A 17,960-nucleotide genomic window follows, 5' to 3' on the forward strand; every position below is an offset into this window, starting at 1 on the left:
TGCCCCCCAATGCAAAAGCCCTGAGGGCTCTCGCGCTCAGGGCTTAATTTGCAGGCCGATCGAGATCGGCTTTCCTATATTGATGCGGTCGACTTTTAATTGACCACGCTTCAGTGCGGCGACCGTGGCCAACACCGCCAGCACAAATTCTCGATGGTGCTCGTTCACATCAGGCCATTGATCCTTGGTCGCCTCAAAAACCGAATCAAACTTTTTGTTCTTTCGAGCCCACCGAGCCAGTTCGGTCAATCTATCGCGATGCCCGCCCTTGCTAAGGGTTGCATCCGAGACGTGGTGCGCGAACTCGTTACGCATGCGCCGAAGAATCTGCAATCCACGCTCAAATTCGTCGTCAATTATGCCGAGCCGATGGGCAATTAATATCTTTGCGGAAAAGGTTCCTAGCGCACGGTCCGAGTCGAACAACGTATCCTGTCCGCCTGCACACGGGCGTAAGAGAGCCTTCAGCAATCTTTCCAACTCTACGTCGATCTGCGCAACAGCCAAGATAACTGCAGCACGCTCGCTTTCTTTAAAAAGCGATAGAACAAACTGACTGTCATCTTCGGTAAGCTTCGGTTTCACTTCCGCGCTCATCTCTTCCTCTCCAATACGCTGGTCATCGGAACCGCGAATTAAACTCGCAGCCAGATTGCATTCTAAATGTCCAAAACAAAAGCCCCGAGTGCTTTCGCACTCAGGGCTTCGGTATTCATTTCGTAAGGGCGAACGCCCTCCCAACAGATCCCAACTGACAGTTATCGTTGTTGGTCGCGGCGCTCCCGCGATTCAGTACGCCTGTCGGGCGAAGGTTGCGACACGAGTATGCGGTCGCTCATTTATCCAGTGACGCGGTAAAGGATGTGCAGAGTTTACGCGATCCGCTCTTGAAATGGAATACGTTTCATCCTCGCAATTGACGACGCAATGTGTCGTACACCGATCCATCCACCGTATCCAACAGCGCGAGCATGTCGTGAAAGCGCCACGACCAGTTCTTCCGATACTCGTCGATCGATACGCCGAGCGCATGCGCCCGGCCAGCGTCGTCGACCTGACGCTTGCCGGAACCGGAACAGTCGGGGCAAATGTGCCTGCCCTTCGCATCCGAAACCGGCGACGCGGCGATCCGCCCCATCCCGCCGCAGTCGTCGCAAGGTTCATATTCCCGAAAGACCAGCGGCCCGTTACGCCCTTCGAAGAACGGGATACGCTCCTCCGATACACACACCTTCCCGCTGCCCCCGCATACGTCACACGCGTGCGTTGATGTTGTGACGGCACGCGCGCGACGCACGACGCCACGCCCTTCGCATTCGACACACTGATCGTTCACCCACTCGTCCAGCAACCGCAGCGCGAAGCGCTCGACGATGTCGACCTTCGAACGCTCGACAGCGTGCCCCGCACGTTGATCGCGACGCTCGTCGCGCGACAGGCCCGTGAACCGCGCACGCTTGAATCGGCCCGACGTCCGGATCATCTGCGCCAACAGCAACGTTGCACGTCGAACCATCGCAGGCGTCGGCAGCGGCCCGGCTTTGATTCGGGCCAGCAAGCTCCCGAGATCGTTCGCAAAGGCGAGCGCGCCCAAAGTAACTTTAGGATCGGCAATCGGGTCGGTGAACTGACCACGAACGCTCATCGCAACGCCCACCCGCTCTTTCAAATCGATCATCACTCTCTCCTACTCGTCCTAATGTCCCAATGTCCCAAGGGAAGAAGCTTGCAGGGGTGCGCGCCTGCGACATGCGACATGCGCCGCTCACGTCGCGCATGTCGCGCCCCTGCACCCGCGCCCGAGACCGCGCCTTGGGACATTGGGACATGGGACGTCCGCAGCGCGCCAAGACGGGGCAAGTGGCGCGCTTACCGTGCAGGCACAGCGCGCCACGCGATCACAGCGGACTGTCGTCATCGCCCGCTGCGACCAGTTCGCGCTCCGCTTCCGGCTCTTGCTCTTCCTTCACGTAGTACCAACCGCGCGATCCGGTCGACTCGCGCTTGCGCACCCACCCGAGCGACTTCAACGCCTTGCCGATGCGGCGCTGCTCTGCCAGCGTCCACTTCGACGTGTCGAGCTTCAGGATGTCCGCGAGGATCTCTTCCATCGTCGTGCGCGACACGAATTCCAGGGCCTTTGCGATCTTGTCCTCGTACACGTCGCCCTCATAGCGCTCCGCCTGCTCGATCTCGAACAGCGGGCGCTCATGCTCTTCTACGTGCCACACGACGCCCGAGCGATACAGGTGCACAGCTTCCGCCCAGAGCTGTTCACGGACAGCCACAATGCCGTCGATGTCGACCAGACCGCCGACACGCAGCGGCCAGTAACGCCGGTTGCCTGATTCGTCTTTCAGGTACGTGTCGAAGTTGACCGAGCCGGCGAACACGCACTGACGCGGGACGTCGGTCGCCCGCTTGCCGTAGAAGTTGCGGAACCGGTCGACGGCCGTCGCGAAGAAGCTCTTCACCGCCGACGAGTCGGCCTTGTTCAACGAGTCCAGCTCGGCCAGCTCGATCACCCACTTCCCGGCCAGCACCGCGTACGTGTCTTTGTTGCCGATCTGGATCGGCGTATCGGTGAACCACGGTGCGCCGGCCAGCACCTTCAGCGCCGTTGATTTGCGATGCCCCTGCTTGCCTTCGAGGATCAGGACGTTGTCGACCTTGCAGCCCGGCTCCATCACGCGCGCGACGGCGGCGATCATCCACTTCATGAACGCGAGCTGCACATACTCGCTGTCGGCCACGCGCAGGTATGTCGACGGCATCGTGCGCACACGCGGCACGCCATCCCATTTGAGCCCTTCGAGGTATTCGCGCACGTCATGGAAGTGCGTCGCGTCCGCTACCAACAGGACCGCGTTCATCACGACATCGGTGCGCACCGAGAGGCCGTAGCGCTGCGACAACCAAAGCGCGCAGCGCTGATCGTCCATGTCGGTCCACTCGCCCTTCACGCCCTGCGGGAACGGCGGCGCTTTGCGCTTCATCACGCGGCCACCGAAGTCGTCCTGCTCGATGACGCCCTGCCATGCCTTGTGATTCGACAGGATCATGTGCACGTTGCCGAGCGTCGGCAGCAGCGTGCCCTTGTCCGAACGCGCGAGATCCTGCTCCCACGTGTGCGCGCCGTTCTCGGCCTCGCGGCCATCCCATTCCGGCTGTTTCGCGGCAGCGGACGTCGCGACGGATTTCGTCGGCGTGTCGTCCGCGGTCGACACCGCCACCGTCGCTGGCCGGATCTCTTCGTTCGCTGGCGCGATGACGCGCAAGATTGCCGCCTGCACTTGCGCCTGGACAGGGTCGATGCCCTCTTCGACGTGCAGGTCGTTGAAATCGGTCAGCTTGCGCTCGCCGCGATTGGCGAATGCTGGATAGACGACGCTGACGTCGGCGACCGTCGCTGCCGCCTCGTACGCACGCTTCAGGCCCGTGTTCTCGAAGCGCTTACGGCGCAACGGCATCACGTCATTTCCGTAGCTCACCTCGACATACGGCACGCCATTGTCGTCACGACGGCGTGACGCGGCGACCATGTACCACGTGTTCTTCGCCTCGATCCGCACCGGGTCGGCACCAAACACCAGTTCACCCCGGAAAGCGAATTCGTCGGCGAGCCAGTCGCGCATGCGCTGCTCGATCTTCCAGTCGTCGTCGGCGCAGACCAGCACGTGCACATCCGGATACGTCGCATGCAGGTAGCGCACGGCCGGGAGGATGCCACCCGCGTCGAAGCAGACATTGACTGCAAACGCCTCGTCGATTGCCATGCGGATCGAGCGCGCGGTCGCGTAGCCTTCGGCGACCAGCACGATCTGGTCGTCTGCGCCGACCTCGCCGAGCAGATACGACGCGCCCTTCTTTTCCATGCCCTTGTTGAAACGCTTCGCGCCGTCCGGCGTGATCTTCTGCAGGCCGACAAGACGAGCGTCGTCGCCGTACTGATACATCGGTACGAAGATCGTGCCGTCCGCATCGAAACGCACGCCTTCGGCCGTGATGCGCTTGCGTTCAAGATAGGTGGACACGCCACCCTCTGCCGCACGGCTCCACTGATCTCGCGCGCGGTTCGCGGCGAGCTTCGCCTGACGCGCGTCACGCTCTGCCTGCTCACGGTCGGCGGCTTCTTGCCGGCGACGCGTCTCCGCGAGCACTTCGTCGCTCAATGGTGCGCCGCTCCACTCGAATCGCTCTGTGCCCGGATCGTCGCCCGAGAAATGACCGAACGTACCGCCATAGCCGATTACCGCGCCCTTGCTGATGATCTCTCGAAGCTGATACCAGTATTTCTTGCGCGGCCCGTACCGGTGATGCTTACCGTCCGCGACGGGATGGCCGGCAGGCAGGTCGGGATGACCCGCAGCACGCAATTGCTGAATGATCTGGTCCAGTGTCGCCATACAAAAATTCCCTCGATCAAAGTTACTTTGGCCGCATGTCGCGGCCAGATCACAATTCGTTGAATGGTTCCGTGCTAACTCGCACGCCGCGCGGTCTCCAGCTCGACGAGACGGCGGTCGCGCGCGACCTTGTGAGAAAAGCTTCGCCACGCGGCCCGCCCCGCCGCATAGCACTGCCGTCCGCTGGGCGAGCGGCTGTACTGCGATGCACCGCGTCGCAACGCGCTACTGATTCCGTTCACGTTCACGTGTGTCTCCGGTTATTTGCCGCGCAGTCGACGCCATTCCGCCGACATGAGATCGTCGAACGCGGCAAGGTCCAGCGCGCAGAGACGATCGGTAAGCTGGTCGCGAAACGCGTGGCGTTCCGCCTTGGACGCGAGCGCGGCGCACGCGCGCGCAGCTCGTTCGATGAACAGACGCACGCGCCCCGCTGCGCTCGCCTCCGCAAGAATCGCAGCAAGGCAATTGGGAAACGTGGCGATCAGTTCGGATAGCAAGCGCCCCGCTTCAGCGGGGGCAGATTCGAATCGGAATGCGAGCGTCGTGACAGCGCATGCCAATTGCTGCTCGGGCGAGCAGCAAAGGCCGATATGCTCACGGTCGGGACGACAGCACCCCATGCCGGGCTTAAACCGCTCCATGACGACGACGTCGACGCGCGGCGAGGTTGCGAGCAGCGTGAATCAAACGCTGGAACAGACGCTGGCCCTTGCGGCCGGTCGCGATGATCTTCTCGGCGTGTTGATCGTCGATCCGCTGATCCGCCAGCGCACGCGTCACGTCGTCAGCGACGAGACCAACATGCGCCTGCAGGTGGAGCGCCGTCGAAACAAGACGCAGCGTGCCGGGTTCGCTGACGTCGTCAGTGGCATGGTCTTCGACGTGTTCGGCAACCAGCCCGAAGCGCGCGTTCAACGCATGCAGCGCGTCCAGCGCGTACACCTCTCCCTCTGCCTTTTCCTGCATCCACTCGATCAGCAGCTCGAACATTTCCATCGACAAGCGACTGTCGCCAACACCACGCAGGCGGAGGCGAAGCGATTCCGGCGTGATGTTCTTACCGCGCCGGATCGTGAGGTGGTTCGCCGCGTCGGCGACACCGCCGGGCGTGTTGCGAACGGACGTATAAAGCACGTCCAGCCATTCGGTACTGTCGTATCGGCAGGTCATAGCGGGAGATTGGTAGAGAGTGACTTTCATCCTGTCGCGCGCACTGGGTCGCAACTAAGATTCAGTTCACGAGGTGCGTAACTACGGCTGTCACGCGTCGATGGGGTGTGACAACGAGTTGTCGTGTACGTCTAGAGAAGCAAACAGGTCAGGACGCGCGAGCTTCAAGAACAACAGACGCGCTCGCGGAATGCCGTTTCGACGCCATTCGGATACGGACGGCATCCGGACTTCGCACAGTTGGGCAGTCGCGGCGGTTCCGCCGAATGCATCGATCACGGCGCACGCGTACGGGTCTCGATTCAGGAGCGTATTCATGCCGCCATGTTAGGCGTTCCTTACACGAAAAGCAAGGCATTCCTTAGGCCCATTCAGTTAGGCTTTCCTAATGACGACACTAGCCGAACGCCTGGAACAGGCAATGAAGTTGCCGCCTGAGAAAAAGGCTGCAGATCTAGCGCGAGCGTGCCGAGTGCGAGCGCCCTCGGTCAGCGACTGGTTAAGCGGGAAAACAAAAAAGATGGAGGGCGCGAACTTGCTACTCGCGGCCGAATTCCTGAACGTTGATCCGTGGTGGCTCGCCACTGGCGAAGGCCAGATGGTGCGTCGAGCCAATGCGCCCGCCCCCCAGAGACAAGAGAGCCTAGGTACGCATGCTCAAGCACTAGTTGACGCGCTCGCCAAAGCAGACAAGCTTGGATTGCCGTCGGCAGCATTTGTCGCGCTGCTGGAAACGCTCAAGGTGTTTGAAGATCTGCGCGGACAGCAGTCTGGCGACCTTCTCGATCTGAATGCGCCTGACCCGCAAGAGGGGTAAGGTTCCAGTCGAATACAGCGGCCTTGCGGTGCGTTCCGACACGCCCGGAACGTATCCCGCGCCCTCTGATCGGCCCACCAAGAATCTCGACATCCCAATCGAAGTCATCACTGCCGTGCGGGCCGATGATCCGAACGAGCATGCCGATACGCGACCGGTTCCGGCATCGACTGACGATCGCCACATCGCCCGGTTTGCAGCGCAATTCCCCTGTTGACATAGCCCCGCAACAACCTCCCCTCGGCAATATTTCCCTTAAACACTGTACAAACATACAGTATTTGGTCGGAAGAATACAACACCTTTCAGGAAGGTTCGCCGCGCCCTCCGGGCTCCCTCGCGAGCAAATGCGATGACATGAAAAAATAGTTAGGCACTCCTATTGCACAACGACAAAGGAATGCCTAACATTCGTCTTCATCGCTGCCGCCCGCGCAGCCTTTGGAGAAGCCCATGAAAATGCTCGACCATCAGTCAACCGAACGCCATGAATGGCTTCGCGACGAAAGCACACCCCGCATCACGCCGTCCGAACCGGCCCGCCAAAGCAACTTTGAGAAATCGAAGATCTTCCGCTGGACCGTCGTCGCCGCCCTCCTGTTTGTCGTCGTGAATGTGTTTCAAGACGATCCGGTCGTCGCCCCAACGACCGCTTACAACGTCACTGTCTAAACCGCCCCGACATTGCCGGGGCGAGCCCACCCCGGCGTCATGGAGACCACCATGCCGCGCATCAAAGTCAAAGCAGAACCCCTTTTCGACGTCGAACGTCGCGACACCCTCTCACTCCGCACTTTCACGCGATACGACCGGAACGCACGCCGTCCGTCGACACCGATCCTGATCGGCAAGTACGTTGTTGGGCGCCGCCCGCTGCCGGACAGCGTGCATACAGAATATTTGATCCTCGACGGTACAGAGATCGCCCGCAGGCAGATCTCGATTCCGGACGAAGGCAATTGCGCCGACGCAATCAAGCGCCTGCGCGACGCCAAGCGCGTAGCGAATGTCGAGGCGTCGAAGGCGATCGATAAAGCGAAGAAGCGGGGCAAGGCGCGCACCGAGGCCGCGCGGGAGATCGCGTAATGGACGACCACACCCAACAGCTCGACCTGACCGCCCCGATCCAGACCGGGAACACGAAGGCGGCAGCAGCCGCGGCCGGCGCGACCTCCGCTGACCTGTGGATGACTCCATACGAAGCGCTGCGCTACGACCCGCGCGACAACGTCCGCCCGGTCGATCCGCAATGGGTCAAGGAACTGACCGCACTGATGTTGCAAAACGGGTACGACAAGGGTTCCCCGCTGCATTGCTATGCGCGTAAGGTCGACGGCAAGGATTATTTCTACGTCTACAAGGGCCAGCATCGCTACCTCGCGGCCGGAGCAGCGATCAAGGCCGGGAAAGACCTCGGAAAGATTCCGATCGTTGTCCGTGATTCGCGTGACGTGAAACGGTCAGAAATGGTCGTCGACGGTTACGTGAGCAACGTATCGAAGCCGGCGTCGCCGCTCGATCTCGCGACGTCGATCGCCGAGCTGCGCGACGTTCACGGATTCGACACCAAAGCCATCTGCGCCCGACTCAACATTTCCGAGCAGTCGATCCGCGACGCCGCGCTGCTGGAGAAAGCCCCGGCCGAACTCCACGATCTTGTCCGCAGCGGCGCGATCGCAGGCACACTCGCGATCGAAGAGATCCGCACGCATGGCAGCGACAAGGCGCTCGAGCGCATCGTGTCTGGTCTGTCGAAAGCGAAGGAAGCAGGCAAGACCAAGGTGACGAAGAAGCACCTGGGTGGCGACATGCCGACCACCAAACCCTCTGCCCCCAAACCGACGAAGATCGACGAGCCGCGTGCAAAGCAACTTTTGCAGGCCGTGCAGTCTGTCCTGCACGATCCCGGCTTCGGAAAACTCTCGCCAGGCACGATCGAGGGCGTCCATCGCGCACTGATTGGCATGGAAGACCTACTCGATCTTCCGGAGCGCGCGAAAACGCATGCGATTCACACGCCAAACCCGAACGGCGTGTTTGAGGGCTGCGAGAAACTTCACGCACCGAAGGCGACTGGTTCAGGTCTGATCCCCGCCAGCATCTACATCGCGCAACCCGAAGAAGGCGCGTGGATCTATTCGTTCGAAATGAACATCGCACCGACGTACGGCTTCGGCGACCACTACCCCTCGATGCGGGATACGCCGGCGATATTCCCGACCCGCGTGCAAGCCATTCGCTCGGCCGTGTCCGATCTGACTCGCCTGATGCACCACGGCGGGCGGGCCAAATCGAGGGCCGCAGCATCCGTCAACAAATGGCTCGACAAGCTGTACACCATGCCCGATCCCGACTGGACGCCCGAGCTTGCGGCCAAGCATGCTGCCTTGCAGGAGGTCGCCCAATGACCCCGCACCCGGCCCTTTCTACCCCACGTCCGCTGCCGCGAAAGCGGGAACACGCGAAGAAGCGCCCGGCTATCGCACTAGCGAGCGTCAACGGCACTTCGATGCAGTCGGACAACGACGGGCTGACGCCCGTAAAAACGATCCAGAAAGACGAAGCGCCGCTCGCGCGGCGCAAACCAGTCCAGACAAACGAAGCCTTGGCGGACACCCGCCAACGCAGGCTCACGCGCCTCGACGCCCTTCGCACCGAGATCCGATCGCTGGTCATCGAGATCTCGCACGCGGCCGACGTCGAGCTGCTGGACCTGATGACCGACGAGATCGGATCGTTTGCACGCCACAAAGCCGCGCAGGATGCGCGCACCTGGGCCGCGACCGCCGGCATCACGCTGGAAACCGGCTTGATGCAGCTCGTCCGCGCCATGCCCACAACTGTCGACGGGGATCGGTCATGACCAAACAATGCTATCAAGAGAAGCGCTTCCGGGCCGATACGCTCGACCTCATTGAGACAATCAACTCGATTGTCGACGAGTACGAGTCGCAGGGCTACGTGCTGACCACCCGGCAGTTGTATTACCAGCTCGTCGCGCGCGACATCATCCCGAACAACCTGCAGGAATACAAACGCGCAGCTTCGATCATCAACGATGCCAAGCTCGCCGGGCTGATCGATTGGGACATGCTGGAAGATCGCACGCGGTCATTTATCCGACGCGGCCGCTGGACGTCCCCGACGTCGATCATCGACGCATGCGCCGAGCAGTACCACCAAGACATGTGGATCGGCCAATCGCGCCGCGTGTTCGTGATCGTAGAGAAAGAGGCGCTTGTCGGCGTGCTTGAGCGCGTGTGCCATCGGTACGACACGCCGCTGCTCGCCGCACGCGGCTACCCTTCGTCGACCGTGCTGCGCGAGTTTGCAATCAACGACATCCTGCCGGCGATGCGCGAAGGTCAAAGCGGTCTAGTCCTGCATTTGGGCGACCACGACCCGAGCGGCATCGATATGACACGCGACCTGCTCGAACGCCTACGTATGTTCGGGGGCCACACGTTCGACCTGAAGCGCATCGCGCTCAACATCCAGCAGGTCGAGGAGCTGCAGCCGCCCGAAAACCCGGCCAAGTCATCGGACTCACGATTCAGTGCCTATCTGCGCGAATACGGCGAGTCGAGCTGGGAACTCGATGCACTGCCTCCGCAATACCTCGACGAGCTGGTCTCTTCCCACATTGACGCTGTGATCGACAAAGGCGCATGGAACGCCAACCAGCAAATCATTCTCGACGCTCGCCAACAGATCCAGCGAGCCTCATGGTATGTCGCCGCAGGCTGCCCCGACTACGAAGATCCCGATCAAGGAGAGTGATCATGACCAACAATAATACGAACAGCTTCCGCGAGCTGACCGAAAGCCAAATAGAGCAAATTGCACGAAATCATTGCCCGGACATGCCGGACGGGCAAGACGCAATGGTGCACCTGAAGTGCGCGATCCACGAAGCGCTGGACATGTCGCGCTCCGTTGCACAGCCCCTCAAGCAACTTTGCCCCTGCGGTACCACCCTCGCGCACGTACATCACCATTGTGATGTCCCGGTGATGTGGCGCATGTACGAGAAGTCGGACGTGTTCGCAAACGCGAGTGCGGCAGCTCGCGACGTACTGGTCGAACGCCGCCGACAGATTGAAGTGGAACGCAGGGAGACGGGCTGCGACGACCAATACACCAACGGGGAACTGCCTGAAGCCGCCGTTGCATACGCACTCTCGGCCGCCGGGTGGGATCTTGGTACTGCTACCCACTATTGGCCAAGCTCATGGGCAGGATGCTGGTTCAAACCGACCACGCCTCGTCGTGATCTCGTGAAGGCCGCTGCACTTATCCTCGCCGAGATCGAACGCACCGATCGGGCCGCAGGGGGCATTGCGTGAGAACGTTCGATCTACAAGAATGCGCCGACTTCCTGAAGGTCGACCGCACAACAGCGATGAAACTGGCGCAGCAAGGCGACATCGTCGGTGCTCGCATCGGTCGGGCATGGGTGTTTCTCGAAGACGATGTTGTTGCGTTCCTCCGGGAGCAGGCGCAGCAGCAAACTCTTGAACGGCTCGAAGGACGCACCAAGCCCGATTACGCAGAAACTGATCGCCGCACGCACGCCGCGATCGCGCGGCAGTTAAAACAGGCACCCGTCCGTAAGCCCGGCCGAACGGCACGCGCTTTGCCGCGCCTCCCGGACCTGCCTGCAAACGCCCCGGCCATGCAGGCCGCGTGACGTCCTCGCTGCCCGTCGACCGGCGGGCAGCGCACCTACCAAAGCCGCTCGGCTAGGTCACTTCCCCGCAGATTCGCGTATCTCATCAGCACTTTCGGGTCCGTATGGCCCGTAATCTTGGCGATCTGGATATCACTCAACGTCGTCCGCTCGTACAGCCGCGAGGTTGCTTCATGCCGCAGGTCATGGAAGACGAGATCGGGGCAGCCGGCCGCGTTGAATAGTCGCCCAAACTGTCCAGACAGTCGCACGGTAACGCGCTCAAGAACCTTCCGGCGGAGCAGCGGCATATTCTTCGCGCGCATGCCTGCCTCGATCTCATCGACCCACGGGAACAGCCTACCGCCCTCAAATGAGAACCCGCACATTTCTGGGTCTTGACCGGTAACTGCCGCGACATACCGCTCGAACGCGGCAATCGCTACGGTCGTAAGTGGCACCGAGCGCTTGCTGCCGTTCTTTGTCCGTTCTAACAAGGCCGTCCGGCGGACGACATCAAACTGCGCAACGTCGAGCGTGTACATCTCTCGCATCCGCATCGCGGATTCGATCGCAAGCTCGAACAGGAACACCAACGCTGGCCGATACGGTAGCTCGAAAGCGCGCTCCCTCCCCTTCGGTTTGCCGCCCGCCATGATGCGGCGGATCTCGGCCTCCTCCTCTGCGCTCGGCCGCCGGTCTCGATGCACATCTTCTTTCGGCGCACGATCCTGTGCTTCGACTGCCACTCGATCGTCATCGGTATAGGTCGCATAACGTTTAGGCAGCAGGCGCAGTGGATTGACCGCAAGCATTGGAGTGCCGGACTTGACCACCCAATCGAAACAGCGAGCGAGCGCCCCCACATTGTGGCGAATCGTCGACGGCGACAAATGATGCCCGCGCTTCATTGTTGTCACCCATCGTTCCGCCCAATCGTAGTCCACGGTAGAGAGCGCTTTCGAGGGGAGCCGGCCGCCGAGCAACGTGTTCAGCACCTGGGCGTCGGAATCCGGCACCGACACACGCCGCAGATATTCTCGAACAGCGTCGAGCGTCGTTGCGATCGCTTCGCGTTGCTCAACGACGTCCGTCGGCACAATGCCGGCATCGAGCAGCTGCTCCAGCCGGGCGACGTATGCGTCGCCCTCTTCTTCGGATTGAAACGTCAGGGAAAGTGGCTTTGGAAGAAGCTTCGAACGTCGGATGATGTATTCCCACGTTCCAGAGGGTCGTAGTCGCTTGGTCGCCATGCGCTAATGCGAACTCGCCTATACGGCCAAAGAGCCGACTTAGGCGTGGTTACGCGTGTTTCTTGAGTGGTTAGAGGCGACTTTGTACCATTCTAGGCGACTTTCTTACAAGGATGAAAGTGGGGCCGGAAAAAGAAAAAGCCCTGATTTCTCAGGGCTTTTTCTCTTCCTACTTGGAGGCGCGAGCCGGAGTCGAACCGGCCTAAACGGCTTTGCAGGCCGCTGCATAACCGCTTTGCTATCGCGCCAAAAGCGGACTGTCCGGATGCCGTGAAGGCAAGCGACAGATTTTTATTCGAGGACCGTAAGTCCATCAAATAAAAAGGGAAGCGTGGCTTCCCCATTACTTGGAGCGGGAGACGAGTCTCGAACTCGCGACCTCAACCTTGGCAAGGTTGCGCTCTACCAACTGAGCTACTCCCGCATTGTCCTGCATGTGCAGCGCTTTGCCGACCAACACGCTGCCGAAAAATCCTGGAGCGGGAGACGAGTCTCGAACTCGCGACCTCAACCTTGGCAAGGTTGCGCTCTACCAACTGAGCTACTCCCGCATTTGTCCTGCATGTGCAGCGCTTTGCCGACCAACACGCTGCCAGAAAAATCTGGAGCGGGAGACGAGTCTCGAACTCGCGACCTCAACCTTGGCAAGGTTGCGCTCTACCAACTGAGCTACTCCCGCGTATTGCTGCGCTACTGCTTCCCCGTCGCACTTACTTCGCCGTGCAGCGGAGAAGCGAGATTATGTCTAAGGCACATTCGTATGTCAAGGGCTTTTCCAGCCCTTTTTCCAAAAACCCGCGCCGCCGAACGCGTGGCGCGGGTCACGCGCCGCCGCGCTCGCGAATCTGCGGCCACGCAAGCTTCATGTAGTACAGCATCGACCAGATCGTCAGCACCGCCGCGAGATACATCAGCCACTCGCCCCACACGCGCGTGTCGATCGTCGCGACGCCGAGCGGCAGCGGCCCGTAAAACAGCAGCATCGGGATCGCGACCATCTGGCACGCGGTCTTGAACTTGCCGAGCTGGTTCACCGCGACGCTCTTCGACGCGCCGATCTGCGCCATCCACTCGCGCAGCGCCGAGATCGCGATCTCGCGGCCGACGATCACGAGCGCGATCGCCGCGTCGACCCGCGAAATCTGCACGAGGATCAGCAGCGCGGCCGTCACCATCAGCTTGTCCGCCACCGGATCGAGAAACGCGCCGAACGACGACGTCTGGTTCCACTTGCGCGCGAGAAACCCGTCGAACCAGTCGGTCAGCGCGGCGAGGATGAAGATCGCCGCCGCCGCGAGATTGCGGTGCGCGCCGCCCATCACCGTGTCCGGCAGATAGAACACGCCGACGACGAGCGGAATCAGCACGATCCGTACCCACGTCAGGAAAATCGGGAAATTGAACGGCATGGCATCCGGGACAGTAAAGGATTCGCAATTGTGCCGTGTCGACCGGCCTGCCACAAGAACGCGAAAACGCGGGCAAGGCAGCCGGCCGCACGGGCGCGTCAGTGAAGCTGCTTGTAGATCTGCTCGGCGAGCGCGTGCGAGATGCCCTCGACGCTCGCGAGTTCCTCGACGCTCGCGGCAACGACGCCGCGCAACCCGCCGAAGCGCGCGAGCAGCCGCTGCCGGCGCTTCGCGCCGACGCCCTCGAGTTCCTCGAGCCGCGACGTCTGGCGCGCCTTCGCCCGCTTCGCGCGCATGCCCGTGATCGCGAAGCGGTGCGCCTCGTCGCGAATTTGCGCGACGAGCATCAGCGCGGCGCTCTCCTTGCCGAGTTCGAGCGGCGTGCGGCCGTCCGCGAACACGAGCGTCTCGAGGCCCACCTTGCGCCCCTCGCCTTTCGCGACGCCGACCAGCATCGACGTGTCGAGCCCAAGCTCGGTGAACACCTGGCGCGCGATTTCGACCTGACCCTTGCCGCCGTCGATCAGCACGATGTTCGGCAGCAGGCTCGACGCCTCGGCCTGGCGCGTCGACTCGCCGTCGATGCCCGCCGCATCGTCGGCGGCGGCCGCCTGCGCGGCCTGCTCGACCATCTTCTCGTAGCGGCGCGTGAGCACCTGCCGCATCGCCGCGTAATCGTCGCCCGGCGTGATACCCGTGATGTTGTAGCGACGATACTCGCCCGACTGCATCTTGTGATGGTGATAGACGACGCACGACGCCTGCGTCGCCTCGCCCATCGTATGGCTGATGTCGAAGCATTCGATCCGCAGCGTCGCGAGATCGTCGCATTCGTAGCCGAGCGTCTCCGCGAGCGCGCGCGTACGCGCCTGCTGCGAGCCCTGCTCGGACAGCAGCCGCGCGAGCGCGAGCCGCGCATTCTGCTCGGCCATCGACAGCCACGCGCGCCGCTGCCCCTGCGGCTGCCGCACCAGCGACACCTTGTGGCCGGCCTGCTCGGACAGCAGCTCGAGCAGGTCGCGGCTCGCGGGCGCATGACTCACGACGAGCACCGGCGGCACGCGGTTGCCGAGATAGTGCTGAGAGATGAACGCATCGAGCACTTCGGCCTCGACCGACGCCACCGCGTCGCCGCGCACGCTGCCGCCGTCTTCCGCGGGCTGGTCGGGCAGTACGCCGTGGGTCGCGTCGGCCGCGCCGGCAACCTCCGCCACCTCGGCCTCGTCTCCGAGGCCGCCCTCGGCAAGCGTCAGCGCGCTTTCGACGTGCGTCGGGAAATACGCCTTGTCGCCGAGATGGCGGCCGCCGCGCACCATCGCAAGGTTCACGCACACGCGGCCGCCCAGCGCGACGACCGCCAGGATGTCGACGTCGCTGTCGCCGCCGACCTCGATCGCCTGCTGATGCAGCACCGTTGCAAGCGAACTCATCTGGTTGCGCACCGCAGCCGCCTGCTCGAATTTCAGCTCGGCCGCGAACGCGTGCATCTTCTGCTCGAGCTCGTTCATCACCTCGGACTGCCGGCCGAGCAGGAAACGCGCGGCGTTCGACACGTCGACCGCGTAATCCTCGTCGGAAATCGCACCGACGCACGGCGCCGTGCAGCGTCCGATCTGGTGCAGCAGGCACGGCCGCGTGCGGTTGTTGAAGACCGAATCCTCGCAGGTCCGCAACTGGAACACACGCTGCAGGATCTGGATGCTCTCGCGCACGGCCCACGCACTCGGGAACGGCCCGAAATACTGGTTCTGCTTGTCGACCGAGCCGCGGTAGTAGGCCATCCGCGGAAAACGGTGCGCGGTGAGCTTCAGGTACGGATATGACTTGTCGTCGCGAAACAGGATGTTGTAGCGCGGCGCGAGCGCCTTGATCAGATTGTTCTCGAGCAGCAGCGCCTCGGCTTCCGAGCGCGTGACGGTCGTTTCGATGCGCGCGATGCGCGTGACCATCATCGCGATGCGCGGCGACAGTTGCGTCTTCGTGAAATAGCTCGACACGCGCTTCTTCAGGTCGCGCGCCTTGCCGACGTAGAGGACGGCGCCCGCCGTGTCGTAATAGCGATAGACACCCGGCATGTGCGGCAACTGCGCAAGGATCTTCTTCGGTTCGAACGGAGTATCGGAGGCTTCTGGGGCTGTCATGCGTGATCCGGGCGCCTTGTAACGCGGGACGGGTCTATTAGAATCGCCAGTTTAGAGCATTCACCGGCCCGCTTCGATGCCACGCACCACCGCTGCCCCCCAATCTGCTGCGCCGCTCGCGCCGGGCGAACCGATCGCCTGCGACCTCTTCTGCACGGTAATCGACAATTTCGGCGACATCGGCGTGTGCTGGCGCGTCGCGCGCCAGCTCGCACACGAGCACGGCTGGCAGGTTCGCCTGTTCGTCGACGACCTGCGCACGTTCGCGCGCCTGCTGCCGGGGGTCGATCCCGACGCGGGACGGCAGTCGGTCGACGGCATCGCGATCGAGCACTGGCATGCGGAAGCCGGCGACGCGCTCGAGATCGCCGACGTCGTGATCGAGGCATTCGCATGCGAGCTGCCCGGTGCGTATCTGGCGGCGATGGCACGCCGTGCGCGTCGCCCGGTGTGGATCAACCTCGAATACCTGAGCGCCGAGGATTGGGTCGCCGATTTCCATTTGCGGCCGTCGCCGCATCCGCGCTACCCGCTGCTGAAGACATTCTTCTTCCCGGGCCTGTCGGCCGGCACGGGCGGTGTCCTGAAGGAACACGACCTCGATGCGCGCCGCACCGCGTTCGAAACCGACGCGGCCGCGCGCGCCGCGTGGTGGCAGCGCGCGACTGGCGGCGCACCGCCGGCGCCCGGCACGACGGTCGTCAGCCTGTTCGCATACGAGAATCCGGCCGTCGACGCGCTGCTCGCGCAGTGGCGCGACGGCCCGTCACCGGTCGTCGCGCTCGTGCCGGCCGGCCGCGTGTCGCCCGCCGTGGCGCGCTTTTTCGGGGTCGAGTCGTTCGGCGCGGGCGCGCATGCGAGCAGCGGCAACCTGGTCGCTCACGGGCTCGCGTTCGTTCCGCAGGCCGACTACGACCCGCTGCTGTGGGTGGCCGACATCAATTTCGTACGCGGCGAGGATTCATTCGTCCGTGCGCAGTGGGCACGCAAGCCGTTCGTGTGGCACATCTACCCGCAGGCCGACGATGTGCACCTGCCGAAGCTCGACGCCGCGCTCGCGCACCTGTCTGCCGGCCTCGCCGACGCGCCGCGCGCAGCGCTCGGGCGCTTCTGGCATGCGTGGAACGGCGCCGGCACGCCCGACTGGGCCGATTTCCTGCAACACCGCGCCGCACTGGACGCCAACGCGGCCCGCTGGGCCGATACGCTCGCGGCCGTCGGCGATCTCGCCGGAAAGCTGGCCGAATACGCAAAATCTCAGTTAAAATAAACGGTTATCCGACGGCTGACCATGCAAGCGCTCGCTTTTGGCGTCCACCGGAACGCACCGCTTGGCACCTCGGCTGTTGCGCAACGCTCAGGCACCTATTTATTTGATTTGATCAGGACAGTTTTTTTATGAAGACCGCACAGGAACTCCGCGTAGGCAACGTCGTGCAGATCGGCAGCGACGCATGGGTCATCTCGAAGACGGAATACAACAAGTCGGGCCGTAACGCCGCCGTCGTCAAGATGAAGATGAAGAACCTGCTGACCAACGCAGGCCAGGAATCGGTCTACAAGGCCGACGACAAGTTCGACGTCGTCGTGCTCGACCGCAAGGAAGTGACGTACTCGTACTTCGCCGACCCGATGTACGTGTTCATGGACGCCGACTACAACCAGTTCGAAGTCGAAGCCGAAATGATGGGCGAAGCGCTGAACTACCTCGAAGACGGCATGGCATGCGAAGTCGTGTTCTACAACGAGAAGGCGATCTCGGTCGAACTGCCGACGATCCTCGTTCGTGAGATCACCTACACCGAGCCGGCCGTCAAGGGCGACACGTCGTCGGGCAAGGTGCTGAAGAACGCAAAGCTCGCAACGGGCTTCGAACTGCAGGTTCCGCTCTTCTGCAACACCGGCGACAAGATCGAAATCGATACGCGCACGAACGAATACCGCAGCCGCGCGTAATCGCCAGCGATTCCCGCGTCGAACAAAGCGCCCTTCGGGGCGCTTTTTGTTTGCCTATCGCCAACAGCGACCGCAAACCAGTGCCATATCAAGCACAAAATCCACCGGTAAAGATATTCAATTTGTATCATCGGTA

General features: G+C 62.2%; 18 protein-coding genes and 4 tRNA genes. 10 read left to right on the forward strand and 12 right to left on the reverse strand.

Features of this window, described 5'->3' with window-relative positions; all coding sequences use genetic code 11:
- Positions 1-36: 36 nt before the first annotated feature.
- From ACNQQL_RS07420 to ACNQQL_RS07440, 5 genes are all read right to left on the reverse strand, one after another.
- Entirely contained in the window at positions 37-597 is a 561-nt protein-coding gene (locus ACNQQL_RS07420; RefSeq protein ID WP_347063725.1) for a hypothetical protein, read from the reverse strand.
- Positions 598-904: 307 nt separating this feature from the next.
- Positions 905-1,678, reverse strand: a complete 774-nt coding sequence (locus ACNQQL_RS07425) for a hypothetical protein (protein WP_347063726.1) — start codon at positions 1,676-1,678, stop codon at positions 905-907.
- Between the two features lie 220 nt (positions 1,679-1,898).
- Positions 1,899-4,406, reverse strand: a complete 2,508-nt coding sequence (locus tag ACNQQL_RS07430; RefSeq protein WP_347063727.1) for a VapE domain-containing protein — start codon at positions 4,404-4,406, stop codon at positions 1,899-1,901.
- Between the two features lie 260 nt (positions 4,407-4,666).
- Entirely contained in the window at positions 4,667-5,050 is a 384-nt protein-coding gene (locus tag ACNQQL_RS07435) for a hypothetical protein (RefSeq protein WP_347063728.1), read from the reverse strand.
- On the reverse strand, positions 5,037-5,579 hold the full coding sequence (locus tag ACNQQL_RS07440) for a phage regulatory CII family protein (protein ID WP_176016940.1): 543 nt from the start codon (positions 5,577-5,579) through the stop codon (positions 5,037-5,039). The genes ACNQQL_RS07435 and ACNQQL_RS07440 overlap by 14 nt, the downstream gene beginning before the upstream one ends.
- 388 nt (positions 5,580-5,967) lie before the next feature.
- Between ACNQQL_RS07440 and ACNQQL_RS07445 the strand changes: the two genes are divergently transcribed.
- The 8 genes from ACNQQL_RS07445 to ACNQQL_RS07480 all read left to right on the forward strand — a co-directional run bounded on the left by ACNQQL_RS07445 (position 5,968) and on the right by ACNQQL_RS07480 (position 11,086).
- Positions 5,968-6,396 (forward strand): transcriptional regulator, encoded by a 429-nt coding sequence (locus ACNQQL_RS07445; RefSeq protein ID WP_176016914.1) that lies wholly within the window; start codon positions 5,968-5,970, stop codon positions 6,394-6,396.
- A gap of 453 nt (positions 6,397-6,849) precedes the next feature.
- Positions 6,850-7,068: a hypothetical protein gene (locus ACNQQL_RS07450; RefSeq protein ID WP_176016913.1), complete on the forward strand. Its 219-nt coding sequence runs from the start codon at positions 6,850-6,852 to the stop codon at positions 7,066-7,068.
- Between the two features lie 51 nt (positions 7,069-7,119).
- A complete protein-coding gene (locus ACNQQL_RS07455; protein WP_347063729.1) occupies positions 7,120-7,482 on the forward strand; it encodes a beta-hexosaminidase in 363 nt (120 codons plus the stop codon).
- Positions 7,482-8,804, forward strand: coding sequence for a pyridoxal phosphate biosynthetic protein PdxJ (locus ACNQQL_RS07460; protein ID WP_347063730.1), 1,323 nt, complete (start codon positions 7,482-7,484; stop codon positions 8,802-8,804). The genes ACNQQL_RS07455 and ACNQQL_RS07460 overlap by 1 nt, the downstream gene beginning before the upstream one ends.
- Positions 8,801-9,259 (forward strand): hypothetical protein, encoded by a 459-nt coding sequence (locus ACNQQL_RS07465; protein WP_347063731.1) that lies wholly within the window; start codon positions 8,801-8,803, stop codon positions 9,257-9,259. Before ACNQQL_RS07460 ends, ACNQQL_RS07465 begins: the two co-directional genes overlap by 4 nt.
- Entirely contained in the window at positions 9,256-10,176 is a 921-nt protein-coding gene (locus ACNQQL_RS07470; protein ID WP_347063732.1) for a hypothetical protein, read from the forward strand. The genes ACNQQL_RS07465 and ACNQQL_RS07470 overlap by 4 nt, the downstream gene beginning before the upstream one ends.
- A 2-nt stretch (positions 10,177-10,178) precedes the next feature.
- Positions 10,179-10,742, forward strand: coding sequence for a hypothetical protein (locus ACNQQL_RS07475; protein WP_347063733.1), 564 nt, complete (start codon positions 10,179-10,181; stop codon positions 10,740-10,742).
- Positions 10,739-11,086 (forward strand): helix-turn-helix domain-containing protein, encoded by a 348-nt coding sequence (locus ACNQQL_RS07480; RefSeq protein ID WP_198107900.1) that lies wholly within the window; start codon positions 10,739-10,741, stop codon positions 11,084-11,086. Before ACNQQL_RS07475 ends, ACNQQL_RS07480 begins: the two co-directional genes overlap by 4 nt.
- A gap of 35 nt (positions 11,087-11,121) precedes the next feature.
- On the opposite strand, the gene ACNQQL_RS07485 is transcribed toward ACNQQL_RS07480, so the two are convergent.
- From ACNQQL_RS07485 to uvrC, 7 genes are all read right to left on the reverse strand, one after another.
- Positions 11,122-12,318, reverse strand: coding sequence for a site-specific integrase (locus ACNQQL_RS07485; protein WP_347063734.1), 1,197 nt, complete (start codon positions 12,316-12,318; stop codon positions 11,122-11,124).
- Positions 12,319-12,492: 174 nt separating this feature from the next.
- Positions 12,493-12,566: transfer RNA gene (locus ACNQQL_RS07490), tRNA-Cys, on the reverse strand.
- Positions 12,567-12,666: 100 nt separating this feature from the next.
- Positions 12,667-12,742 (reverse strand) — tRNA-Gly (locus ACNQQL_RS07495).
- A gap of 51 nt (positions 12,743-12,793) precedes the next feature.
- Positions 12,794-12,869 (reverse strand) — tRNA-Gly (locus ACNQQL_RS07500).
- Positions 12,870-12,921: 52 nt separating this feature from the next.
- Positions 12,922-12,997, reverse strand: a tRNA-Gly gene (locus ACNQQL_RS07505).
- A gap of 142 nt (positions 12,998-13,139) precedes the next feature.
- A complete protein-coding gene (gene pgsA, locus ACNQQL_RS07510; protein ID WP_034183114.1) occupies positions 13,140-13,727 on the reverse strand; it encodes a CDP-diacylglycerol--glycerol-3-phosphate 3-phosphatidyltransferase in 588 nt (195 codons plus the stop codon).
- A gap of 98 nt (positions 13,728-13,825) precedes the next feature.
- The gene (gene uvrC / locus ACNQQL_RS07515) at positions 13,826-15,868 is read right to left on the reverse strand and encodes an excinuclease ABC subunit UvrC (protein WP_347063735.1); all 2,043 of its coding nucleotides are present in this window, start codon (positions 15,866-15,868) and stop codon (positions 13,826-13,828) included.
- A 76-nt stretch (positions 15,869-15,944) separates the two neighbouring features.
- Here uvrC and earP point away from each other — a divergent pair, with 76 nt between their 5' ends.
- Positions 15,945-17,138: an elongation factor P maturation arginine rhamnosyltransferase EarP gene (gene earP / locus ACNQQL_RS07520; RefSeq protein WP_347063736.1), complete on the forward strand. Its 1,194-nt coding sequence runs from the start codon at positions 15,945-15,947 to the stop codon at positions 17,136-17,138.
- Between the two features lie 128 nt (positions 17,139-17,266).
- Positions 17,267-17,824, forward strand: a complete 558-nt coding sequence (gene efp, locus ACNQQL_RS07525) for an elongation factor P (RefSeq protein ID WP_034186515.1) — start codon at positions 17,267-17,269, stop codon at positions 17,822-17,824.
- Positions 17,825-17,960 lie beyond the last annotated feature (136 nt).

It is taken from the genome of Burkholderia sp. LFS061 (assembly GCF_047978125.1).
GTDB lineage: Bacteria > Pseudomonadota > Gammaproteobacteria > Burkholderiales > Burkholderiaceae > Burkholderia > Burkholderia pyrrocinia_C.

Bases quoted from the DNA above. Each gene is read 5' to 3' on its own strand.
- ACNQQL_RS07420 (WP_347063725.1), bottom strand. From the start codon at position 597: ATGAGCGCGGAAGTGAAACCGAAGCTTACCGAAGATGACAGTCAGTTT.
- ACNQQL_RS07425 (WP_347063726.1), bottom strand. From the start codon at position 1,678: ATGATCGATTTGAAAGAGCGGGTGGGCGTTGCGATGAGCGTTCGTGGT.
- ACNQQL_RS07430 (WP_347063727.1), bottom strand. From the start codon at position 4,406: ATGGCGACACTGGACCAGATCATTCAGCAATTGCGTGCTGCGGGTCAT.
- ACNQQL_RS07435 (WP_347063728.1), bottom strand. From the start codon at position 5,050: ATGGAGCGGTTTAAGCCCGGCATGGGGTGCTGTCGTCCCGACCGTGAG.
- ACNQQL_RS07440 (WP_176016940.1), bottom strand. From the start codon at position 5,579: ATGACCTGCCGATACGACAGTACCGAATGGCTGGACGTGCTTTATACG.
- ACNQQL_RS07445 (WP_176016914.1), top strand. From the start codon at position 5,968: ATGACGACACTAGCCGAACGCCTGGAACAGGCAATGAAGTTGCCGCCT.
- ACNQQL_RS07450 (WP_176016913.1), top strand. From the start codon at position 6,850: ATGAAAATGCTCGACCATCAGTCAACCGAACGCCATGAATGGCTTCGC.
- ACNQQL_RS07455 (WP_347063729.1), top strand. From the start codon at position 7,120: ATGCCGCGCATCAAAGTCAAAGCAGAACCCCTTTTCGACGTCGAACGT.
- ACNQQL_RS07460 (WP_347063730.1), top strand. From the start codon at position 7,482: ATGGACGACCACACCCAACAGCTCGACCTGACCGCCCCGATCCAGACC.
- ACNQQL_RS07465 (WP_347063731.1), top strand. From the start codon at position 8,801: ATGACCCCGCACCCGGCCCTTTCTACCCCACGTCCGCTGCCGCGAAAG.
- ACNQQL_RS07470 (WP_347063732.1), top strand. From the start codon at position 9,256: ATGACCAAACAATGCTATCAAGAGAAGCGCTTCCGGGCCGATACGCTC.
- ACNQQL_RS07475 (WP_347063733.1), top strand. From the start codon at position 10,179: ATGACCAACAATAATACGAACAGCTTCCGCGAGCTGACCGAAAGCCAA.
- ACNQQL_RS07485 (WP_347063734.1), bottom strand. From the start codon at position 12,318: ATGGCGACCAAGCGACTACGACCCTCTGGAACGTGGGAATACATCATC.
- pgsA (WP_034183114.1), bottom strand. From the start codon at position 13,727: ATGCCGTTCAATTTCCCGATTTTCCTGACGTGGGTACGGATCGTGCTG.
- uvrC (WP_347063735.1), bottom strand. From the start codon at position 15,868: ATGACAGCCCCAGAAGCCTCCGATACTCCGTTCGAACCGAAGAAGATC.
- earP (WP_347063736.1), top strand. From the start codon at position 15,945: ATGCCACGCACCACCGCTGCCCCCCAATCTGCTGCGCCGCTCGCGCCG.
- efp (WP_034186515.1), top strand. From the start codon at position 17,267: ATGAAGACCGCACAGGAACTCCGCGTAGGCAACGTCGTGCAGATCGGC.